Here is a 15291-nt window from a genome sequence, read left to right as displayed (position 1 = left end):
GATCGAGGGGAGGGAACGATCGTGGAATCTGCAATTCCTCTGCATCTCGAGACCCAACGCACGCGCCACAGGCGCGTGCCGGACGATTACCAGCCGCCATATCCGTCCTTCGTGGCGCGTTACAAGCCGGAGGTTGTCCGGGTCGTCATGGCCTATTTCGGCGTCCAGTATCGCGACGTGGCTCCGGCGGCTGCGATCGAGGCGCCGGCGGAAATTGGCGAACGGTTTGCAGGCGAAGGAGGCCCCACGCATTGGGACCGCGCCCACTACGTCGATCAGGCCGGATACATGAATGTCGTCTCGGCTGCCTATTGGGACGACATCGCGCGTTTCGACGCCTGGTTCGAGCCGGCGCGTGAAGCATGGACTGGTAAGGCTCGCGAGGGGATTGGCACTTTCATCGAGGTGTTGCGTCCTGCCGTGGCGCGACACGAGACGCTGTTTTCTTCGCTCGGCCGGCCAGAGGGCGTCGCCGTCATTGCCGACGGCATGAGCGGCGAGGTGCAGGAGCACGCCTATTGGGGCGGCATGCGTGATCGCATCCCGTTGTCGCAGACCGATCCGATGACGCCCGGCGGCGTACCGGAGTTGATCCGCGACGGCGCCCGCCTGCGCGTCAAGGCGCATGACAATCTCTGCCTGATCCGCTCCGGGCAGGATTGGAGCGACACCGAGGCCTCGGAACGAAAGCTCTATCTGGACGACGTCGAGCCGGTGCTGCGCGAGGGCATGGACTTTCTGCGCGACGACGGTCTGGGCATCGGCTGCTACGCCAACCGTTACATGCAGGTGCTCGCGGCGGGCAGCCACGCGAGTGAAAAATCCTACGGCCAGAGCTGGTGGAAGAGTCTCGCCGCGCTGGAACGCTGGGCGGAGTCGCATCCGACCCATGTCAAGATCTTCGGTGCGGCGATGAAATATCTGTCGACGCTCGGGCCTTCAGCCAAGTTGCGGCTCTATCACGAGGTCACCGTGGCGGCCGCGGATGAGCAATTCTTCGAATATCTGAACTGTCATCCGGAGACGGGGATGCTGGCGGCGGTGGAAAGCGCCGGCGCCTGATGATCAGGCCACGCAGTGGCCAAGCAGCTCGGGATGCGCGGTGCAGATGTGATGCGCGCCCGCATCGCGCAGTTCGGCCTCGCTGCCATAGCCGTAGAGCACGCCGATCGCGGTCATGCCGTTGGCGCGGGCGCCGACAACGTCATGGCTGCGGTCGCCGATCATGATCGTGCTACTCGGATCGACCCTGGCCTCGGCGAGCGCGTAGCGCAGCAGATCGCGCTTGTCGACGCGCGTGCCGTCAAGCTCGGAGCCGAACACCCGCTCGAAATACGATTTAAGACCGAAATGCTCGACGATGCGGGTGGCGTAGACCACGGGCTTGCTGGTCGCCACGAACATGCGCGGCGTGGTCGCCGCAAGCGTCGTCAGTGTGTCCATGATGCCGGCATAGGCCTCGTTCTCGAACAGGCCGATATCACCGAACCGCTCGCGATAGAGCAGCAGCGCTCGATCGGCGAGTTCCGCACTGCCGGTCAGCTTCTGCAGGCTGGCGTGGAGCGGCGGGCCGATGCACCAGGTCAGATCGTCCTCGCTCGGCACTGCAAGGCTGAGCCGTTCCAGTGCGTACTGGATCGAGCGAGTGATCCCGGGTTTCGGGTTGGTCAGCGTGCCGTCGAGATCGAAATAGATCGTCACCATGCCGGTCGGGTCCGTGTTGATCTTGCCGTTGGTTGCTTGACCTAAACGAGGCCGCAGGCCAAGGCAACGTGCAACGGTCGGCAGGGCGAAATCTGCCTCGTTGATGCGGTGCTCCGCTTTAAAAGCTCGCTATTGGCGGCGCCTGGGCGTAGGGTCCAGCGATCACCGCCCTTCCAATGGCATCCATCGGTGACTGAGGGTCACTCACGCTCCCGCCGACTGAGGAGGGGCGCGCATGCCTCGATTTCGCCTGGCCGACTGGATCGTGCCGCCGGTGATCGTTCCGCTGTTTCTATTGCTCCTGGTGGCCGCTGCGGCGCTCCTGCGTGGATAAGACGCAGCTGCAATACCTTGTGAGCGGACGCGATCAGAGCGGTTACGTCAGCTTGGGCCGCACCACGACGGCGGCCGCCCTGAAGAAGGCGAGAGAGCTGCTGCAGGAAGGCTATATCGACGTGCGGATTTGTACCCCGCAGGGGCGGATTCTGCTGTCTGACGAGTTCGACCAGTTCGAGGCATGAGGCGCGCGTGGGCGTCAACGACCGCGCCCCGGCCCTCCGCGACGAAAGATAACTCCATGAAGATGCTTATTGTCGCATTGGCGGTTGGCACGTTGGCACAAAGTGCTGTCGCTAAAGAGCCGGACTGCCGCACGATCGAGAGCACGGGCGGGCGGCTCGCCTGTTACGACACTGCGTTTCCGCCGCCAAAAGCAAAGCAACCCACTGCCGTCGAACGCGACGCAGCGCGGGCTGCCTACAAGGACCCGTTCGTTGCGGAAGAGGCCAGAACCGCAGCGAAGCTCAAAAATATCTGCCGCGGTTGCTGAGGTCGTGCACTCTGCAACATCAAGCCAAATCATCGAGGTGCCGACATGACGCCGCTCCGCCGTATCGCCGTCATTGGCAACTCGCTGCCTCGCCGGTGCGGAATTGCCACCTATACGACCGACCTGAAGAGCGCGATATCGATTTCGCGCCAGGATCTCGAGACTTGCATCGTTGCAATGACCGATCGTGGTCAAGCCTACGACTATCCTCCGGCGGTCGCGTTCCAGATCAAGGATGGCAATATCGAAGATTACATGCGGGCCGCGGATTTCCTCAATGCCGGCCGGTTCGATATCGTGTGCTTGCAGCACGAGTTCGGGATCTTTGGTGGTGAAGCCGGAGCCCATATCCTGGTGCTGTTGTCCCGCCTGACGATGCCGGTGGTGACGACGTTTCATACGGTGCTGGCCGATCCGACGCCTGCGCAACGTACGGTCATGGAGCGCATCGTCGAGGCATCGTCGAAGGTCGTGGTGATGGCCCATAAGGGCCGCGAACTGCTGCGTGACGTCTATCTGGTGCGTGACGACAAGATCGAGGTGATCGCCCACGGCATTCCCGATGTTGCCTTCGCCGAGCCGGATGCAGCGAAAGCCAGGCTTGGATATGAGCAAAAATCGGTCATCCTGACATTCGGCCTGTTGTCACCGAACAAGGGCATCGAAGTCATGATCGACGCCATGCCGTCGATTCTGAAGCGCTGCAAGAATGCGGTGTACGTGGTGCTCGGCGCAACGCACCCCAATCTGGTCCGAAACCAGGGCGAGGCCTATCGTGAAAGCCTGATCGCGCGGGTGCGCGAGCTCGGTATTGAGGACCACGTGGTGTTCTTCGATCGGTTCGCCGATCTCGCCACGCTGCTCGAATTCATCTCGATGTGCGACGTCTACGTCACACCCTATCTCAACGAGGCCCAGATGACCTCGGGAACGCTGGCCTACAGCTTCGGACTGGGCAAGCCGGTCGTATCGACCCCGTACTGGCACGCACGCGAACTGCTTGCCGACGGCTGCGGCGTCCTGGTGCCGTTCGGCGATTCCGCAGCGATCGGCAACGAAATCGCGAACCTGCTGACCGACGACAACAGGCGGAAGGCGATGTGCCGGCGCGCCTATGCGGCGAGCCGGACGATGACATGGGAGCGGGTGGCCGAGCGCTACGTGTCCGTCTTCGAAAATGCGCGGCAAGGCCATCGGTTGAAGATCTTCGCGCACTCCGACATGAATGCGCCGGAGCCACGTAGTCCGACGCCGCCCGACATGCAGATCGGCCATTTCCTGTCGATGTGCGATGATGTCGGTCTGTTCCAGCACGCGGTTTTTTCGGTTCCGGACCGCGCACATGGCTATTGCGTCGACGACAATGCGAGAGCGCTGCTGCTGGCCTGCGCCCTCAACGGTCCGGGCGAGCAGCCGCTGTCGGAAATCTTGACGAGCCGATTTGCGGCCTTCGTACAGCACGCGTGGAATCCGCACACCAGGCAATTTCGCAACTTCATGGGGTTCAATCGAACCTGGCTTGAAGACAGGGGCTCCGAAGACAGCCACGGGCGAACGCTATGGGCCTTGGGCGAGGTTGCACGCAGAGACGCGAGCCCGGCCCGGCGCCTGTGGGCCGCTGCCTTGTTCGGCCAGGCATTGTCGATCGCGGCGAGTTTTCGTTCACCTCGCGCATGGGCGTTCATGCTGCTCGGTTTGGACGCCTATTGTGCCGTAACTCCGGACGATCTCCACGCCAGGGAAATCCGGCATTCGCTTGCCGACAGGTTGATGGATTGCATGGCGTCGGTCGAGACGCCGGACTGGGTGTGGTTCGAAGAGGGACTGGCCTACGACAACGCGCGATTGCCGCAGGCCCTGATCCTCACGGGCGTGGCGACGAAAACGCCTCGATATCTCGATGCCGGATTGAGGTCCCTGCGCTGGCTCATGACGCAACAGACCACACCGGCAGGCCATTTCCGGCCGGTCGGCACCGCGGGCTTCGGCGAGCTACGGAAACGTCCGCGTGCGTTTGATCAACAACCCGTGGAGGCAACGGCAACGATCGCCGCCTGCCTCACCGCGTGGCGCGCCGACGGCGACGCCGAATGGAGAGCCATGGCAACGCGGGCCTTCGCCTGGTTCCTCGGCAGCAACGAACTCTCCGTGGCGCTGGTCGATCCGCTCACTGGCAGCTGCCGGGATGGTTTGCACCCTGACCGCGCCAATGAAAACCGCGGGGGCGAGTCGGTTGTTTGCTATCTGCTTGGGCTTGCGGAGATGCGACAGCTCGCGCGCGTCACGCCGAGCCTGACCAGGCCCACGGCCTTGCGCGCCGTGGGCGCCTGAACCTGATCTTCTCAACGAGCAAGCCGAGGATACCGTGTCACAAGCTTCTTTCCTGAATCGGCAGGGGCTTCATCTGCGCCCCGATCCGGCGCGCGTTATCGTGCGGCCCTTCCAGCCGGCAACTGAACCCCGCGATCTGAATCCGACCGACAAGATACGGGCAAATCATATTGTCGACCGGGTTCTCGCGCTCAGTTCGGAAGCCGTCTCGGTCCAGCTTGCGGATGTCCTCGACAATTTCGAGGGGCGACATCGTAACCTCCTGGAGAGTTTCGAGGCTCGCGCGGACGAAATGGAGGATGCTTTCGCGACGCATGGCCTCTTCTCGAAGGCCCAGCGTCAGCTGGTCGGCGCCTATTTCCTCAGTGAATATTCGTTCGAAGCCTCTGCCTTGTTCAACCCCAGCATCGTCCCGCATCCGGATCAATCCGGGGCACCAACGGGAGGCTTGCGCTTCATCCTCAGTCTTCGCGCTACCGGCGAGGGGCATGTGTCGTCGCTGACGTTTCGAACCGGAACGATTGCGGCCGATGGAAGCCTGGCCGTCGATCCGACGGCGCGCCTTGCCTCGGTTCCCCGGATTAGCAGTCGCGTATCCGGGCCAGACGGCGACCGTGTGGAATTGGTGTTCAGGCCCGAGGAAGATCTCAGCGAGCGCGTCATCTTTCCCGTGACGGAATCCCAATCGAACGGCATCGAGGACGTGCGCTTTGTCAAATTCAGCGACGGGGATCGGCAGACCTACTACGCTACCTATACGGCTTACAGTGGACGCGCGATCCGGTCCGAATTGATCGAGACCAGCGACTTCATGTCGTTTCGACTGATGCCTTTGCGGGGGAGCGCCGCACACAACAAGGGCATGGCGCTGTTCCCGCGCAAGATCGGCGGAAGCTATGCCATGATCGCGCGACAGGACAACGAGAACCTGTACCTGCTCAATTCGGACGACCTCTACACGTGGGAGGGGGCGGGGTCCCCTTTTGAAACCGAAATTTCCCTGGGAGTTCGTCCAGATCGGCAATTGTGGGGCGCCGATCGAGCTTGACGAAGGCTGGCTGCTGCTGACGCACGGGGTCGGTCCGGTCCGCAAATACTCGATCGGAGCGGCGCTGCTCGACAAGCGCGACCCATCGAAGGTGCTGGCACGTTCGGCTGAGCCGCTGCTCCGACCTGAACCGTCCGAGCGCGAAGGGTATGTTCCCAACGTCGTCTATACCTGCGGTGCCATGAGGCATAAGGACCGGATCATTTTACCCTATGCGGTGTCTGACACCTTCTCGAGTTTTGCAACAATCGGGATTTCGGAGCTCATCGCGTCGATGCAACGCTGAGCGCGGCGTTCGCACTCGCCGACGTCCACTCCGTTCACAGCAGACCAGGGGACCCGTCATGGTTCGCGAAACAACCTACGTGGTGCAGGCATTCAATGCGGGCAAGGGCGGCAATCTGAAGGCGGAGTCTCCCATCGTCTGCAAGTCGGAAAGCGGTGCGCTGCGGACGGCGGAGCGATTGGCCTTGAGCAAGCTCGGTGTGGTCGCGTTCTCGTCCAGCGGCGATGCCGAAATGGGTGACTATGACGACGAGCCGACGGTGTTCTTCCGAAAGGGCGAGCTTCCGTCTGGATTCGACTGAGTCACCGTTTGAGGTTGGGCAGCTATCGGCAAGGGAGCACAGATGAACCAGCGACTTGACACATTGAAGCAGGCCCGGGATCGCATGATCGAGGACAGGGACGTGCATGCGAAGGTGCTGGCAGCGCCCTTTGATCGTGAAAAGGCCGAGCGGGCACGGAACAAATTCGTCGAGCTCCAAACGCTGATCGATGCCCTCGACCGTGCGATCAGCGCGGAGAATCCCGCCTCGGCATAGGAGCGAAGCGGGCGTAGGGCGGTGTGGCAGAGCATTTCGGCAGCGTGCCGCGGGCCTGCGCTATTGCTGTCTCGCCCACTCGACGATCGCTGTGGCGTCCGCGCCCGCCTGCGCTTCCCAGGTGGAGAGCGTGCTCGTTGCAGCTGACTGAAGTGCGGCGATCAGCGAGGCGGGCGCCGGTTCGGCGATATGGACGCCATTGTCACGCATGCGCGCGTAGTTCTCGGCGGTGCGATGGGCGAGCAGCGCGAACTGGCTCTGCTCGGTCTCGGCGGCCGCGGCCAGCACCTCGCGCTGCATCGGTTCGGACAACTCGGCAAAGGCGTGACTTCGGACAAAGGCGATCGAGACCGGCATCGCGTAATTGATCGCCGTGAAATAGGGCAGGAAGTCCCAGAGCTTGCGTCCTGCGCCGCCGTCGCCGGAGGTGAGGAACGCATTCAGCCGGTGCTCCCTGAGGCCGGCGAGCGCCGCGTCCATGGGCAGGAATTGCGCGTTCGCGCCGGCCGCGCGCATGACCTCGCTGGAGTTGGCGTCGTAAGCCCGCAAGTTCAGTTTCGGCAGGTCGTCGGCATTTGCGAGCGCGTGTTCGGACCAGAGACCTGTCGCAGGCCAGATCGTCACATAAAGCAGCTTGAGGCCACGCGCTGCGAGCGCCTTTCGTAGAGCGGGCGCGCCCGCAGATTGGTGGCGCGGGCGACGTCGGCCGATTGCACCAGGAAGGGCAGGGTAGAAAGTGCGAGCACAGGATCAAGGCCGGAGAGCGCGCCTGCGAAGGCATCGCCACCGACGATACGGCCGTCCGCCGCTGCGCGGGGCATCGCGCCAGAGTTGATCTTGAGCTCGTTGTCGAAGGCGTTGGCCACGGTCACGAAACCGTTTGTGCGCGCGGCGACCCGTTCGGCGAAAGTGGTGAGCCCGATCCCGGAAATGTTGTTTTGCGGGTATTCCGTGGTCATCCGCCAGCTGACTTGGGCGGCGGCCGGCACGGCGGACAGCAAGAGCGCCGTGAGGGCAAGGATCGCGTGGATCCGTTTGGCGGGGAATCGCATTGGGAGAAGCAGGTCAGGCAGCATCAATTGGCAGCTCGTCGAAACATGGCACGGTGCCACAGCATGGCAGATCACTTTGTCGCATGGCGCGCCGACGCGCGCCACAGCGATGCTTGGGCAGTGCTGGCGCGATTTGCATCACTTGTCGTTGCCGCGCTGCTGGTCTCGACGTTGCGGGCCGCGGCGTGGGACAGCTCGCCTGCCAAGACGGGTGTCGCCATCCCAAGCGTCGAAGAACTCGCGGTGCCCCCCGCCAAGCCCGATGTGCGCGAGAGCGACATGCGGGCATCGATCTGCCTGATCGTCGAGGCGGCCGCGCGCGATGCCAATTTGCCGCTCGAATTCTTCGCCCGCGTGATCTGGCAGGAAAGCCGCTTCCAGGCCGATGCGGTGGGCCCCATGACGCGCAGCGGCGAGCATGCGCAGGGGATCGCGCAGTTCATGCCGGGCACCGCGAGCGAGCGCGGGCTGCTCAATCCGTTCAACCCGGTGCAGGCGCTGCCGAAGTCGGCCGAATTCCTCAACGAGCTGCGCAACCAGTTCGGCAATCTCGGCCTGGCCGCCGCTGCTTACAATGCCGGGCCGCGGCGGGTGCAGGAATGGCTTGCAGGCACCGGTCCGATGCCGGAGCAGACCCGCAACTATGTCTTCGCCATCACGGGCACGAGCGTCGACGCGTGGGCTAAGGCGGGCAGCACCGGCAAGGGGCCGCCGAGTTCGCCGCCAACAAGCTGCCGCGATCTGATGGCGCTGTTGAAGCGTGCACCCAATGCCTTCGTTGCCGAGCTCGAGCAGCATGTGGAACTGGCTGCCGCAAAGGTCTGGGGCGTGCAGCTCGCCGCCGGGTTCGACCGCAACCGGGCGCTGGCGATGTACTCCCGCGCCGTGACGCGATTGAGCTCGGTGATCGGCGAGCGAGACCCGAGCTTGCTGAGTTCGGTGGTGCGCAGCCGCGGCACGCGTGCCTTCTACCAGGTTCGCATCGGCGCCGACACGCGCAGCGAGGCGGATGATCTCTGCAACCGCATCCGCAAAGCCGGTGGCGCCTGCTTCGTGCTGAAGAACAGGGGAGTGAGCGGGTAAGGGCGTGTCGTCGCGCATGCCAGCCCCGCCGCGGGCTTTCTTGACGCTGGCCACCGCATTGCCCGTTATGCGGGGACGATTCTACAACCCAAGCCGGCCGTCCCGTGGCGCTTCCTCCGCTCGATTCTCCTCAATGGCATAGTCCCTGGCGCGCCTTTGCGTGGGGATTGCGCTCGATCACGCAGACGATCCTCACCATCGTGCTGTTCGTGACGTATCTCGGCATCGGCGCGCTGGCCCACGACACGCATTTCAGCCTGCTCTGGGCGCTCTGCTCGACGCTGTTCGTCTGGGCAGGTCCGGCGCAGATCATCCTGATCACCACGCTCGGCTCGGGCGCGACCGTCATCCAGTCGGCGATCGCGGTCACCGTCAGCGCCATCCGCCTGTTTCCGATGGTGGTCTCGGTGCTGCCTCTGATGCGCACGCCGACGACGAGACGGCGCGAGCTCGTGTTCGCCGCGCATCTCACGGCGGTGACGTTGTGGGTCGAGTGCCACCGCTTCCTGCCGCAGGTGCCGCGTGAGCGGCGCATCGCTTTCGTCCACGGGCTCGGCTTCGGCCTGGTCTCGGTGTGCCTCACCGCCAACACGGTCGGCTATTTCCTTGCCGCCAATCTCACGCAGACGCTGGGCGCTGCGATCCTGCTGCTGACGCCGCTGTCCTTCCTGTTCTCGACCGCGCGCAACAGCCGCGAGGTTGCCGATGTCGTGGCCCTCGCGCTCGGAGTCCTGCTTTATCCGCTGGCCGCGAAGATGAACTCCGGCCTCGACATCCTCGTCAGCGGCCTCGTCGCGGGGACGATCGCCTATGGCGTCCATTGGTGGCGGGCGGTGCGCGCATGAGTTTTGCCCAGTTCATCGGTGACTGGCACGCGCTGGCTGTGCTGTTCGTCGCCGGCGTCGTGCCCAACCAGATCTGGCGCATGCTGGGCCTGTGGTTCGGCGGCGGCATCGACGAAGGCTCCGAGCTTCTGGTCTGGGTAAGGGCGGTCGCCACCGCCATCCTGGCCGGCGTCATCGCCCAGATCGTGGTCGAGCCGCCGGGGGCGCTCGCCAGCGTACCGGACGTCCTGCGCTATGGCGCGGTCGCCGCCGGCCTCGTCGTCTTCCTGCTGACCCGCCGCTCGATCTTCGCGGGTGTGGTGACGGGCGAAGTGTTCATGCTGGCCGGCACGTGGTGGTTGGGCTAAAACCGCTTCCGAACAGCTGAGGAACTGGAAGTATGGTTCGCCAAAACGAGCTCCGCGAGGGCGAGGTCGCCATCGAGTTGCCGCCGACGCAGGATGCCGGCCTGGTCTTCATCGGTCGTATCCGCACGCCCTGGACCTCGCGCCTGGAGACGCCGCGGCAGGGCCGCGCCGACGGACCGATCTGCCGCCTCGAGATCTTCGAGCCGTTCGTGCCGGCCATCAAGGGCGTCGACTTCTACGGCAATCTCGAGGTGCTGTACTGGCTCGACCGCTCGCGCCGCGACATCGTGCTGCAGAGTCCGAAGAACAACGAGAAGACCCGCGGCACCTTTTCGCTGCGCTCGCCGGTCCGGCCCAATCCGATCGGCACCTCGATCGTGAAGCTGGTCGGCATCGAGGGAAACGCAATTCTCGTGCGCGGCCTCGATTGTATCGACAATACGCCGCTGATCGACATCAAGCCCGACCGCTGCGAATTCACGCCACTGGCGGCGCCTCAGGCCGGGGATTTTCAATCGGAGTGAGGGGTACTCTGCTCCAACCCCGTCATTGCGAGGGGCCCTTGCGACGAAGCAATCCAGACTGCCTCTGCAGAAGGACTCTGGATTGCTTCGCTTCGCTCGCAATGACGAGCAGAGAGACTTAGCCCGCCTTCAACGCCGCGATCAGCTTGGTCGCGTTTTCTTCCAGAACCTTGACGTCTTCCTTGCGGCTGGCCGGCGGCAGCGACGCGACGCCGTCGTGGCGCGGCATCACGTGCATGTGGAGGTGAAACACCACCTGTCCGCCGGCGGCCTCGTTGAACTGCTGGACGGTGATGCCGTCGGCGTCGAATGCCTTCATCGCGGCTGCGGCGATCTTGTGCGCGCCGCGGGCGACATGGGCGTAGTCGTCCGGCTTGATGTCGAGGATGTTGCGGGCAGGGGCCTTCGGGATCACCAGCGTATGGCCAGGCACCCGCGGCATGATGTCGAGGAAGGCCAGCACATGCTCGTCCTCATAGACCTTGTGGCAGGGAAATTCGCCGCGCAGGATTTTTGCGAAGATGTTGTTGGTGTCGTAGGCGGTCATGGCGGCGGCTCCCAGGAACTTTGCGCTTGGAATTTCGCGCTTACTGGCACCAGCGCCGGCGAACCGTCAAGGCGCCTCGTCGATGCCTTTGCGGAACAGGCCGAGCTCGGCGAGCTCCCGTCCGGCCTCGGCGACATAGGCACGCTCCCGCTTGAGGTAGTCGTCGATGGCGCGGCGCAGGCCTGGATCGGCGATGAAGTGGGCGGAGTAGGTGGTTCTCGGCAGGTAACCGCGCGCGATCTTGTGCTCGCCCTGCGCGCCGGCTTCGACATACTTCAAGCCGCGTTTGATGGCGAAGTCGATCGCCTGATAGTAGCAGACCTCGAAGTGCAGGAAAGGATGATGCTCGACCGCGCCCCAGTTGCGGCCGAACAGCGTGTCCGAGCCGATGAAGTTGATCGCGCCCGCGATCCAGCGATCGTTGCGGCGGGCCATCACCAGGAGCACGTCCTCGCTCATGGTCTCGCCGATCAGCGAGAAGAATTCGCGCGTAAGATACGGGCGACCCCATTTGCGCGAGCCGGTCTCCATGTAGAACTCGAAGAAGGCGTCCCAGGCATCCTCGGTAATATCCTTGCCGGTGAGCCAGTGGATGCTGATGCCGGCGGCCAGCGCATCGCGGCGCTCGCGCTTGATCGATTTGCGGTGGCGCGAATTCAGGGTGGCGAGGAAGTCGTCGAAGCTCGCAAAGCCCTCATTGTGCCAGTGGAACTGCTGGTCGGTCCGCTGCAGGAAGCCGTGCTCGGCGAGCAGCTTCCACTCCGCCTCAAGTGCGAAGGTGACGTGCACCGAGGAAGCCTTGCTGACACCGCACAGCGCCACCAGCCCGCTCGCGAGCGCCTCGGTGATCCGCTCGCGGTCGACGCCGCCGCGCACCAGCAGCCGCGGCCCTGTGGCCGGCGTGAAGGGAACCGAGACCTGAAGCTTCGGATAGTAGCGCCCGCCGGCCCGCTCATAGGCGTCCGCCCAACCGCGGTCGAAAACGTACTCGCCTTGCGAATGAGACTTCAGATAGCAGGGCACGACACCGGCGACGCGGCCATCGACCTTGGCCACGAGATGCCGCGATCCCCAGCCGGTGCGGATGGTGGCTGAACCCGATTTCTCAACGGCGGAGAGAAATGCGTGCGAGACGAACGGGTTATAGGAGGGTCCTAAGAGGCCGGCCGAATCGCCTGAAGGGGCGGGTGAGGTTCCGTTGCTCCCCCCATTGCACCGGCCGCCTGGATTGGCGCAGGCGTCCCAATCCTCAGGAGACACCTCGGCAATGGAAGGTACGGCCTCGAGCGTGATTTCAGATGATCCCATCGCGCCCAAGATCGTGCATTGCGGCAGCGACTTCAAGAGGGCGGGAACGTCAGGCCCTACGGCACGAACCCCTCAAAAATCATCTGGTCCGCGTACTGCCCGACTCGCGTCCGCTGCTCCGGGGTGCGGACGGTCCAGCCGAGCAGCGCACAGCCGAAGACGTTGCGGGCGATCCAGGGGGCGGGCGCCGGGAGGTGGTCGACCTTGAAGGCGACGAAGTGGGGCTGGGTTTGGAAGCCGTGGCGCAGGTACAGCATGCTGTCGCGCTGCGGCTGGGTCAGGGGGCCCAGTATTCGTCCTCATAGCTCCGCTGGGCGACGATGCCGCGCGGGCGGGACGGCAGCAACTGGCGCAGCGCCAGCACCTGGTCGGGATCGAACGACATGCCGACGGCGGGTCCCTGATAGGACGCCAGCACCTCGGCCATCCGCGTCACCAGCTTGCGGTCGCCGTCAAAATGGCTCTTGACCTCGATCACCAGCGGCACGCGGCCGGCGACCATGGCGCAGAGGTCGGAGAGCGACATCATGCGCTCGCTCGTGTCCCTGAATTTGACGGCTCTCAGTTCCGCGGCTGTCTTCGACACCACCTCGCCCGCAGCCTCGGTGAGGCGGCCCAGGGCATGGTCGTGGTGCACCATCGCCTCGCCGTCGGCGGAGAGCTGGATGTCGACCTCGATCGAGAAACTGCCGGCGACGGCAGCCTGCACCGCACCGGGCATGTTCTCGACGATGCCGCGGGAAATGTCGTGCAGGCCGCGATGGGCGACCGGCCGGGCTGTCAGCCAATCCGGAGCGCGCATGCGCGTCAGGCGACCTCGAACACGCCTTCGACCTCGACCGCCGCATCCGCGGGCAGCGAGGCGACGCCGACCGTGGTTCGGGCGTGGCGGCCCTTGTCACCGAACGCGGCGACCATCAGGTCGGAGGCGCCGTTGAGGACCTTCGGCCCGTCCAGGAAGTCCGGCGCCGAATTGATGAAGCCGCCGAGGCGTACCACGCGCACGACCTTGTCGAGGTCACCGAGCGCCGCCTTGACCTGGGCCAGCAGATTGACCGCGCAGCCACGAGCAGCCGCAGCACCGTCCTCGATCGAGACGCCGGCGCCGAGCTTGCCCTTGGCGATCAGCTTGCCGTCGGGGGCGAAGCAGACCTGGCCGGAGACGAACAGCAAATTGCCGGTGCGCACGAACGGGACATAGTTGGCCACGGGGGTTGGAGCCTCGTGCAGCTTGATGCCCTGTTCCGCCAGTTTCTGCTCGACCGTGCCCGCCATGTTCGACCTCGTTGTCCAGAAAATCATCCGCCCGGGCGCGTGCATTGGCGCCGGACGGGCCCTGTTTCGCCCATCGTGCCGCCACATGCAAGCAACCGGAGGGGGATGCATTTTGTTGAGTCAGGGCAGGAGGTTCAGCGGGCGTGCCGCAACTTTACGTGAGACCGCCTCAGTTGCGACGCAATGGAACGGTCACTAAACTGTCGAATCTGCGCTTTCCCTAAGGACGCATCTTCAAGGAACAGACATGGTGCACCTTTTCCGGACCTCGCTCGGTGTGATGGCGCTCGCGGCCGCCGCCTTCGGCTCCAGCGGCGGAGCGCAGGCGGCCAGCGGTCCGTTTCTCGCGCATCAGGCGCTCTATGACCTCAGCCTCGTGAAATCACGTTCCAATTCGGTCAACAGCGCGCGAGGCCGCATCCTCTACAACTTCACTGGGAGCTCGTGCGAGGGCTACACCTCCGAATTTCGGCAGGTGTCCGAGCTCGACAGCGGCGAGGGCAAGATCACGCTGAGCGACCTCCGCTCCAATTCCTGGGAGGACGCCGCGGGCAAAAGCTACCGGTTCAAGATCGAGACGCGGATGAACGAGGCCGATGCCGGCCGTGTCGACGGTTCGGCCGAGCGCGACGGCGACCATATCAACGTCAAGCTAAAGCTGCCGGCGCCAAAGAGCTTCACCCTTGACGGCAAGATCGTGTTCCCGACCGAGCAGATCCAGCGCATCATCGCCGCCGCCAAGGATGGCAAGTCGCTGCTCGAGCTCTCCGTCTATGACGGCTCCGATGACGGCCAGAAGGTCTATAATACCCTGACCGTGATCGGCCAGCCGATCCCTGCCGACCGCACCGCCTCGCCCGATGCATCGACGTCGGACGAGCACATGAAATCGCTCAAGCGCTGGCCAGTCACCGTCAGCTATTTCGATCGCGAATCCCAGCAGAAGGAAGGCGAGCAGACGCCGGTCTATGCGATGTCGTTCGAGCTTTACGAAAACGGCGTCTCGCGGCAGCTCATGCTCGATTACAACGATTTCGTGATTTCCGGCGCGATGGGCAAGTTCGACGTCAAGGACAGCAAGCCCTGTAATTGAGGGCGAGACGTCTAGCCCTTGTCGCACTCTGCGGCTACGCTTGCTCCCAACCTCTGACCTCAGGGAGAAAGCCCATGTCCAAGCTCGACCATCTCCGTCCCAGCGGCCTTCACAACAATCCTGCTTATTCCCACGTCGTCACCGCCACCGGCGCACGCACCATCTACATCTCCGGCCAGGTGGCCGTGGACGAGGAAGGGCGGATCGTCGGCGAGGGCGATCTCGCCGCGCAGACGACGCAGGTGATGCAGAATCTCGGCCACGCGCTGAAGGCGGCCGGCGCGAGCTACGCCAACATCGTGAAGATCACGACCTTCGTCGTCGGCTACAAGCCGGAGCTGCGCCCGATCATCGGCAAGGCACGCTCGGTCTTCTTCGAAGGCATGGAGCCGCCGGCCTCGACCCTCGTCGGCGTTTCCGCGCTCGCGGCTCCGGAATGGCTGATCGAGATCGAGGCGATCGCCGTCGCGGATTGAGGAGG

The 15291-nt window shown here is 64.2% G+C and carries 16 protein-coding genes and 3 pseudogenes; 13 read left to right on the top strand and 6 right to left on the bottom strand.

Annotation, left to right across the window (positions count from 1 at the left end):
* Positions 1-21: 21 nt before the first annotated feature.
* On the top strand, positions 22-1062 hold the full coding sequence (locus ACQ86E_RS34180; RefSeq protein WP_431203662.1) for a phenylacetaldoxime dehydratase family protein: 1041 nt from the start codon (positions 22-24) through the stop codon (positions 1060-1062).
* Positions 1063-1065: 3 nt separating this feature from the next.
* On the opposite strand, the gene ACQ86E_RS34175 is transcribed toward ACQ86E_RS34180, so the two are convergent.
* Entirely contained in the window at positions 1066-1704 is a 639-nt protein-coding gene (locus tag ACQ86E_RS34175) for an HAD family hydrolase (protein ID WP_431203661.1), read from the bottom strand.
* A 326-nt stretch (positions 1705-2030) separates the two neighbouring features.
* Here ACQ86E_RS34175 and ACQ86E_RS34170 point away from each other — a divergent pair, with 326 nt between their 5' ends.
* The 6 genes and pseudogenes from ACQ86E_RS34170 to ACQ86E_RS34145 all read left to right on the top strand — a co-directional run bounded on the left by ACQ86E_RS34170 (position 2031) and on the right by ACQ86E_RS34145 (position 6736).
* On the top strand, positions 2031-2225 hold the full coding sequence (locus ACQ86E_RS34170) for a hypothetical protein (RefSeq protein ID WP_015685575.1): 195 nt from the start codon (positions 2031-2033) through the stop codon (positions 2223-2225).
* A gap of 56 nt (positions 2226-2281) precedes the next feature.
* Positions 2282-2533: a type VI secretion system-associated protein TagO gene (locus tag ACQ86E_RS34165; RefSeq protein ID WP_431203660.1), complete on the top strand. Its 252-nt coding sequence runs from the start codon at positions 2282-2284 to the stop codon at positions 2531-2533.
* Positions 2534-2578: 45 nt separating this feature from the next.
* Complete coding sequence (locus ACQ86E_RS34160; protein ID WP_431203659.1) at positions 2579-4864, top strand: glycosyltransferase; 2286 nt, start codon at positions 2579-2581, stop codon at positions 4862-4864.
* A gap of 34 nt (positions 4865-4898) precedes the next feature.
* Positions 4899-6198 (top strand): annotated as a pseudogene (locus ACQ86E_RS34155) (glycoside hydrolase family 130 protein).
* Positions 6199-6256: 58 nt separating this feature from the next.
* Entirely contained in the window at positions 6257-6499 is a 243-nt protein-coding gene (locus tag ACQ86E_RS34150) for a hypothetical protein (protein ID WP_431203658.1), read from the top strand.
* A gap of 42 nt (positions 6500-6541) precedes the next feature.
* A complete protein-coding gene (locus ACQ86E_RS34145; protein WP_375314217.1) occupies positions 6542-6736 on the top strand; it encodes a hypothetical protein in 195 nt (64 codons plus the stop codon).
* Positions 6737-6796: 60 nt separating this feature from the next.
* On the opposite strand, the pseudogene ACQ86E_RS34140 reads toward ACQ86E_RS34145, so the two are convergent.
* Positions 6797-7812: pseudogene (locus ACQ86E_RS34140) on the bottom strand (TRAP transporter substrate-binding protein).
* Positions 7813-7851: 39 nt separating this feature from the next.
* Here ACQ86E_RS34140 and ACQ86E_RS34135 point away from each other — a divergent pair.
* From ACQ86E_RS34135 to tsaA, 4 genes are all read left to right on the top strand, one after another.
* Positions 7852-8871, top strand: coding sequence for a transglycosylase SLT domain-containing protein (locus ACQ86E_RS34135; RefSeq protein WP_431203657.1), 1020 nt, complete (start codon positions 7852-7854; stop codon positions 8869-8871).
* 104 nt (positions 8872-8975) lie between these two features.
* The gene (locus ACQ86E_RS34130) at positions 8976-9716 is read left to right on the top strand and encodes an AzlC family ABC transporter permease (protein ID WP_431203656.1); all 741 of its coding nucleotides are present in this window, start codon (positions 8976-8978) and stop codon (positions 9714-9716) included.
* Positions 9713-10063: an AzlD domain-containing protein gene (locus ACQ86E_RS34125; protein WP_431203655.1), complete on the top strand. Its 351-nt coding sequence runs from the start codon at positions 9713-9715 to the stop codon at positions 10061-10063. The genes ACQ86E_RS34130 and ACQ86E_RS34125 overlap by 4 nt, the downstream gene beginning before the upstream one ends.
* Before the next feature lie 32 nt (positions 10064-10095).
* The gene (gene tsaA, locus ACQ86E_RS34120) at positions 10096-10587 is read left to right on the top strand and encodes a tRNA (N6-threonylcarbamoyladenosine(37)-N6)-methyltransferase TrmO (protein ID WP_431203654.1); all 492 of its coding nucleotides are present in this window, start codon (positions 10096-10098) and stop codon (positions 10585-10587) included.
* A 118-nt stretch (positions 10588-10705) separates the two neighbouring features.
* Here the strand turns inward: tsaA and ACQ86E_RS34115 are convergent, their stop codons facing one another.
* The 4 genes and pseudogenes from ACQ86E_RS34115 to ACQ86E_RS34100 all read right to left on the bottom strand — a co-directional run bounded on the left by ACQ86E_RS34115 (position 10706) and on the right by ACQ86E_RS34100 (position 13717).
* On the bottom strand, positions 10706-11134 hold the full coding sequence (locus ACQ86E_RS34115; protein WP_431203653.1) for an HIT family protein: 429 nt from the start codon (positions 11132-11134) through the stop codon (positions 10706-10708).
* Positions 11135-11200: 66 nt separating this feature from the next.
* Positions 11201-12442 carry a GNAT family N-acetyltransferase gene (locus tag ACQ86E_RS34110; protein ID WP_431203652.1) on the bottom strand — a complete coding sequence of 414 codons (1242 nt, stop codon included), beginning with the start codon at positions 12440-12442 and terminating at the stop codon, positions 11201-11203.
* A 56-nt stretch (positions 12443-12498) separates the two neighbouring features.
* Positions 12499-13244 (bottom strand): annotated as a pseudogene (locus tag ACQ86E_RS34105) (glycerophosphodiester phosphodiesterase).
* A gap of 5 nt (positions 13245-13249) precedes the next feature.
* Complete coding sequence (locus tag ACQ86E_RS34100; RefSeq protein WP_129272253.1) at positions 13250-13717, bottom strand: RidA family protein; 468 nt, start codon at positions 13715-13717, stop codon at positions 13250-13252.
* 247 nt (positions 13718-13964) lie between these two features.
* Here ACQ86E_RS34100 and ACQ86E_RS34095 point away from each other — a divergent pair, with 247 nt between their 5' ends.
* Complete coding sequence (locus tag ACQ86E_RS34095; RefSeq protein ID WP_431203651.1) at positions 13965-14810, top strand: cell envelope integrity EipB family protein; 846 nt, start codon at positions 13965-13967, stop codon at positions 14808-14810.
* A 74-nt stretch (positions 14811-14884) separates the two neighbouring features.
* A complete protein-coding gene (locus tag ACQ86E_RS34090; RefSeq protein WP_431203650.1) occupies positions 14885-15286 on the top strand; it encodes a RidA family protein in 402 nt (133 codons plus the stop codon).
* Positions 15287-15291: the final 5 nt, after the last annotated feature.

The sequence above is a fragment of the Bradyrhizobium betae genome (genome assembly GCF_050632175.1).
Lineage (GTDB): Bacteria > Pseudomonadota > Alphaproteobacteria > Rhizobiales > Xanthobacteraceae > Bradyrhizobium > Bradyrhizobium betae_B.
This window is presented reverse-complemented; position numbering and strand designations above follow the sequence as displayed.

Excerpts from the sequence above, each read along its gene's own strand:
- ACQ86E_RS34110 (WP_431203652.1), bottom strand. The coding sequence starts at position 12,442 with ATGGGATCATCTGAAATCACGCTCGAGGCCGTACCTTCCATTGCCGAG.
- ACQ86E_RS34145 (WP_375314217.1), top strand. The coding sequence starts at position 6,542 with ATGAACCAGCGACTTGACACATTGAAGCAGGCCCGGGATCGCATGATC.
- ACQ86E_RS34115 (WP_431203653.1), bottom strand. The coding sequence starts at position 11,134 with ATGACCGCCTACGACACCAACAACATCTTCGCAAAAATCCTGCGCGGC.
- ACQ86E_RS34100 (WP_129272253.1), bottom strand. The coding sequence starts at position 13,717 with ATGGCGGGCACGGTCGAGCAGAAACTGGCGGAACAGGGCATCAAGCTG.
- tsaA (WP_431203654.1), top strand. The coding sequence starts at position 10,096 with ATGGTTCGCCAAAACGAGCTCCGCGAGGGCGAGGTCGCCATCGAGTTG.
- ACQ86E_RS34160 (WP_431203659.1), top strand. The coding sequence starts at position 2,579 with ATGACGCCGCTCCGCCGTATCGCCGTCATTGGCAACTCGCTGCCTCGC.
- ACQ86E_RS34095 (WP_431203651.1), top strand. The coding sequence starts at position 13,965 with ATGGTGCACCTTTTCCGGACCTCGCTCGGTGTGATGGCGCTCGCGGCC.
- ACQ86E_RS34175 (WP_431203661.1), bottom strand. The coding sequence starts at position 1,704 with ATGGTGACGATCTATTTCGATCTCGACGGCACGCTGACCAACCCGAAA.
- ACQ86E_RS34090 (WP_431203650.1), top strand. The coding sequence starts at position 14,885 with ATGTCCAAGCTCGACCATCTCCGTCCCAGCGGCCTTCACAACAATCCT.
- ACQ86E_RS34135 (WP_431203657.1), top strand. The coding sequence starts at position 7,852 with ATGGCAGATCACTTTGTCGCATGGCGCGCCGACGCGCGCCACAGCGAT.
- ACQ86E_RS34165 (WP_431203660.1), top strand. The coding sequence starts at position 2,282 with ATGAAGATGCTTATTGTCGCATTGGCGGTTGGCACGTTGGCACAAAGT.
- ACQ86E_RS34125 (WP_431203655.1), top strand. The coding sequence starts at position 9,713 with ATGAGTTTTGCCCAGTTCATCGGTGACTGGCACGCGCTGGCTGTGCTG.
- ACQ86E_RS34150 (WP_431203658.1), top strand. The coding sequence starts at position 6,257 with ATGGTTCGCGAAACAACCTACGTGGTGCAGGCATTCAATGCGGGCAAG.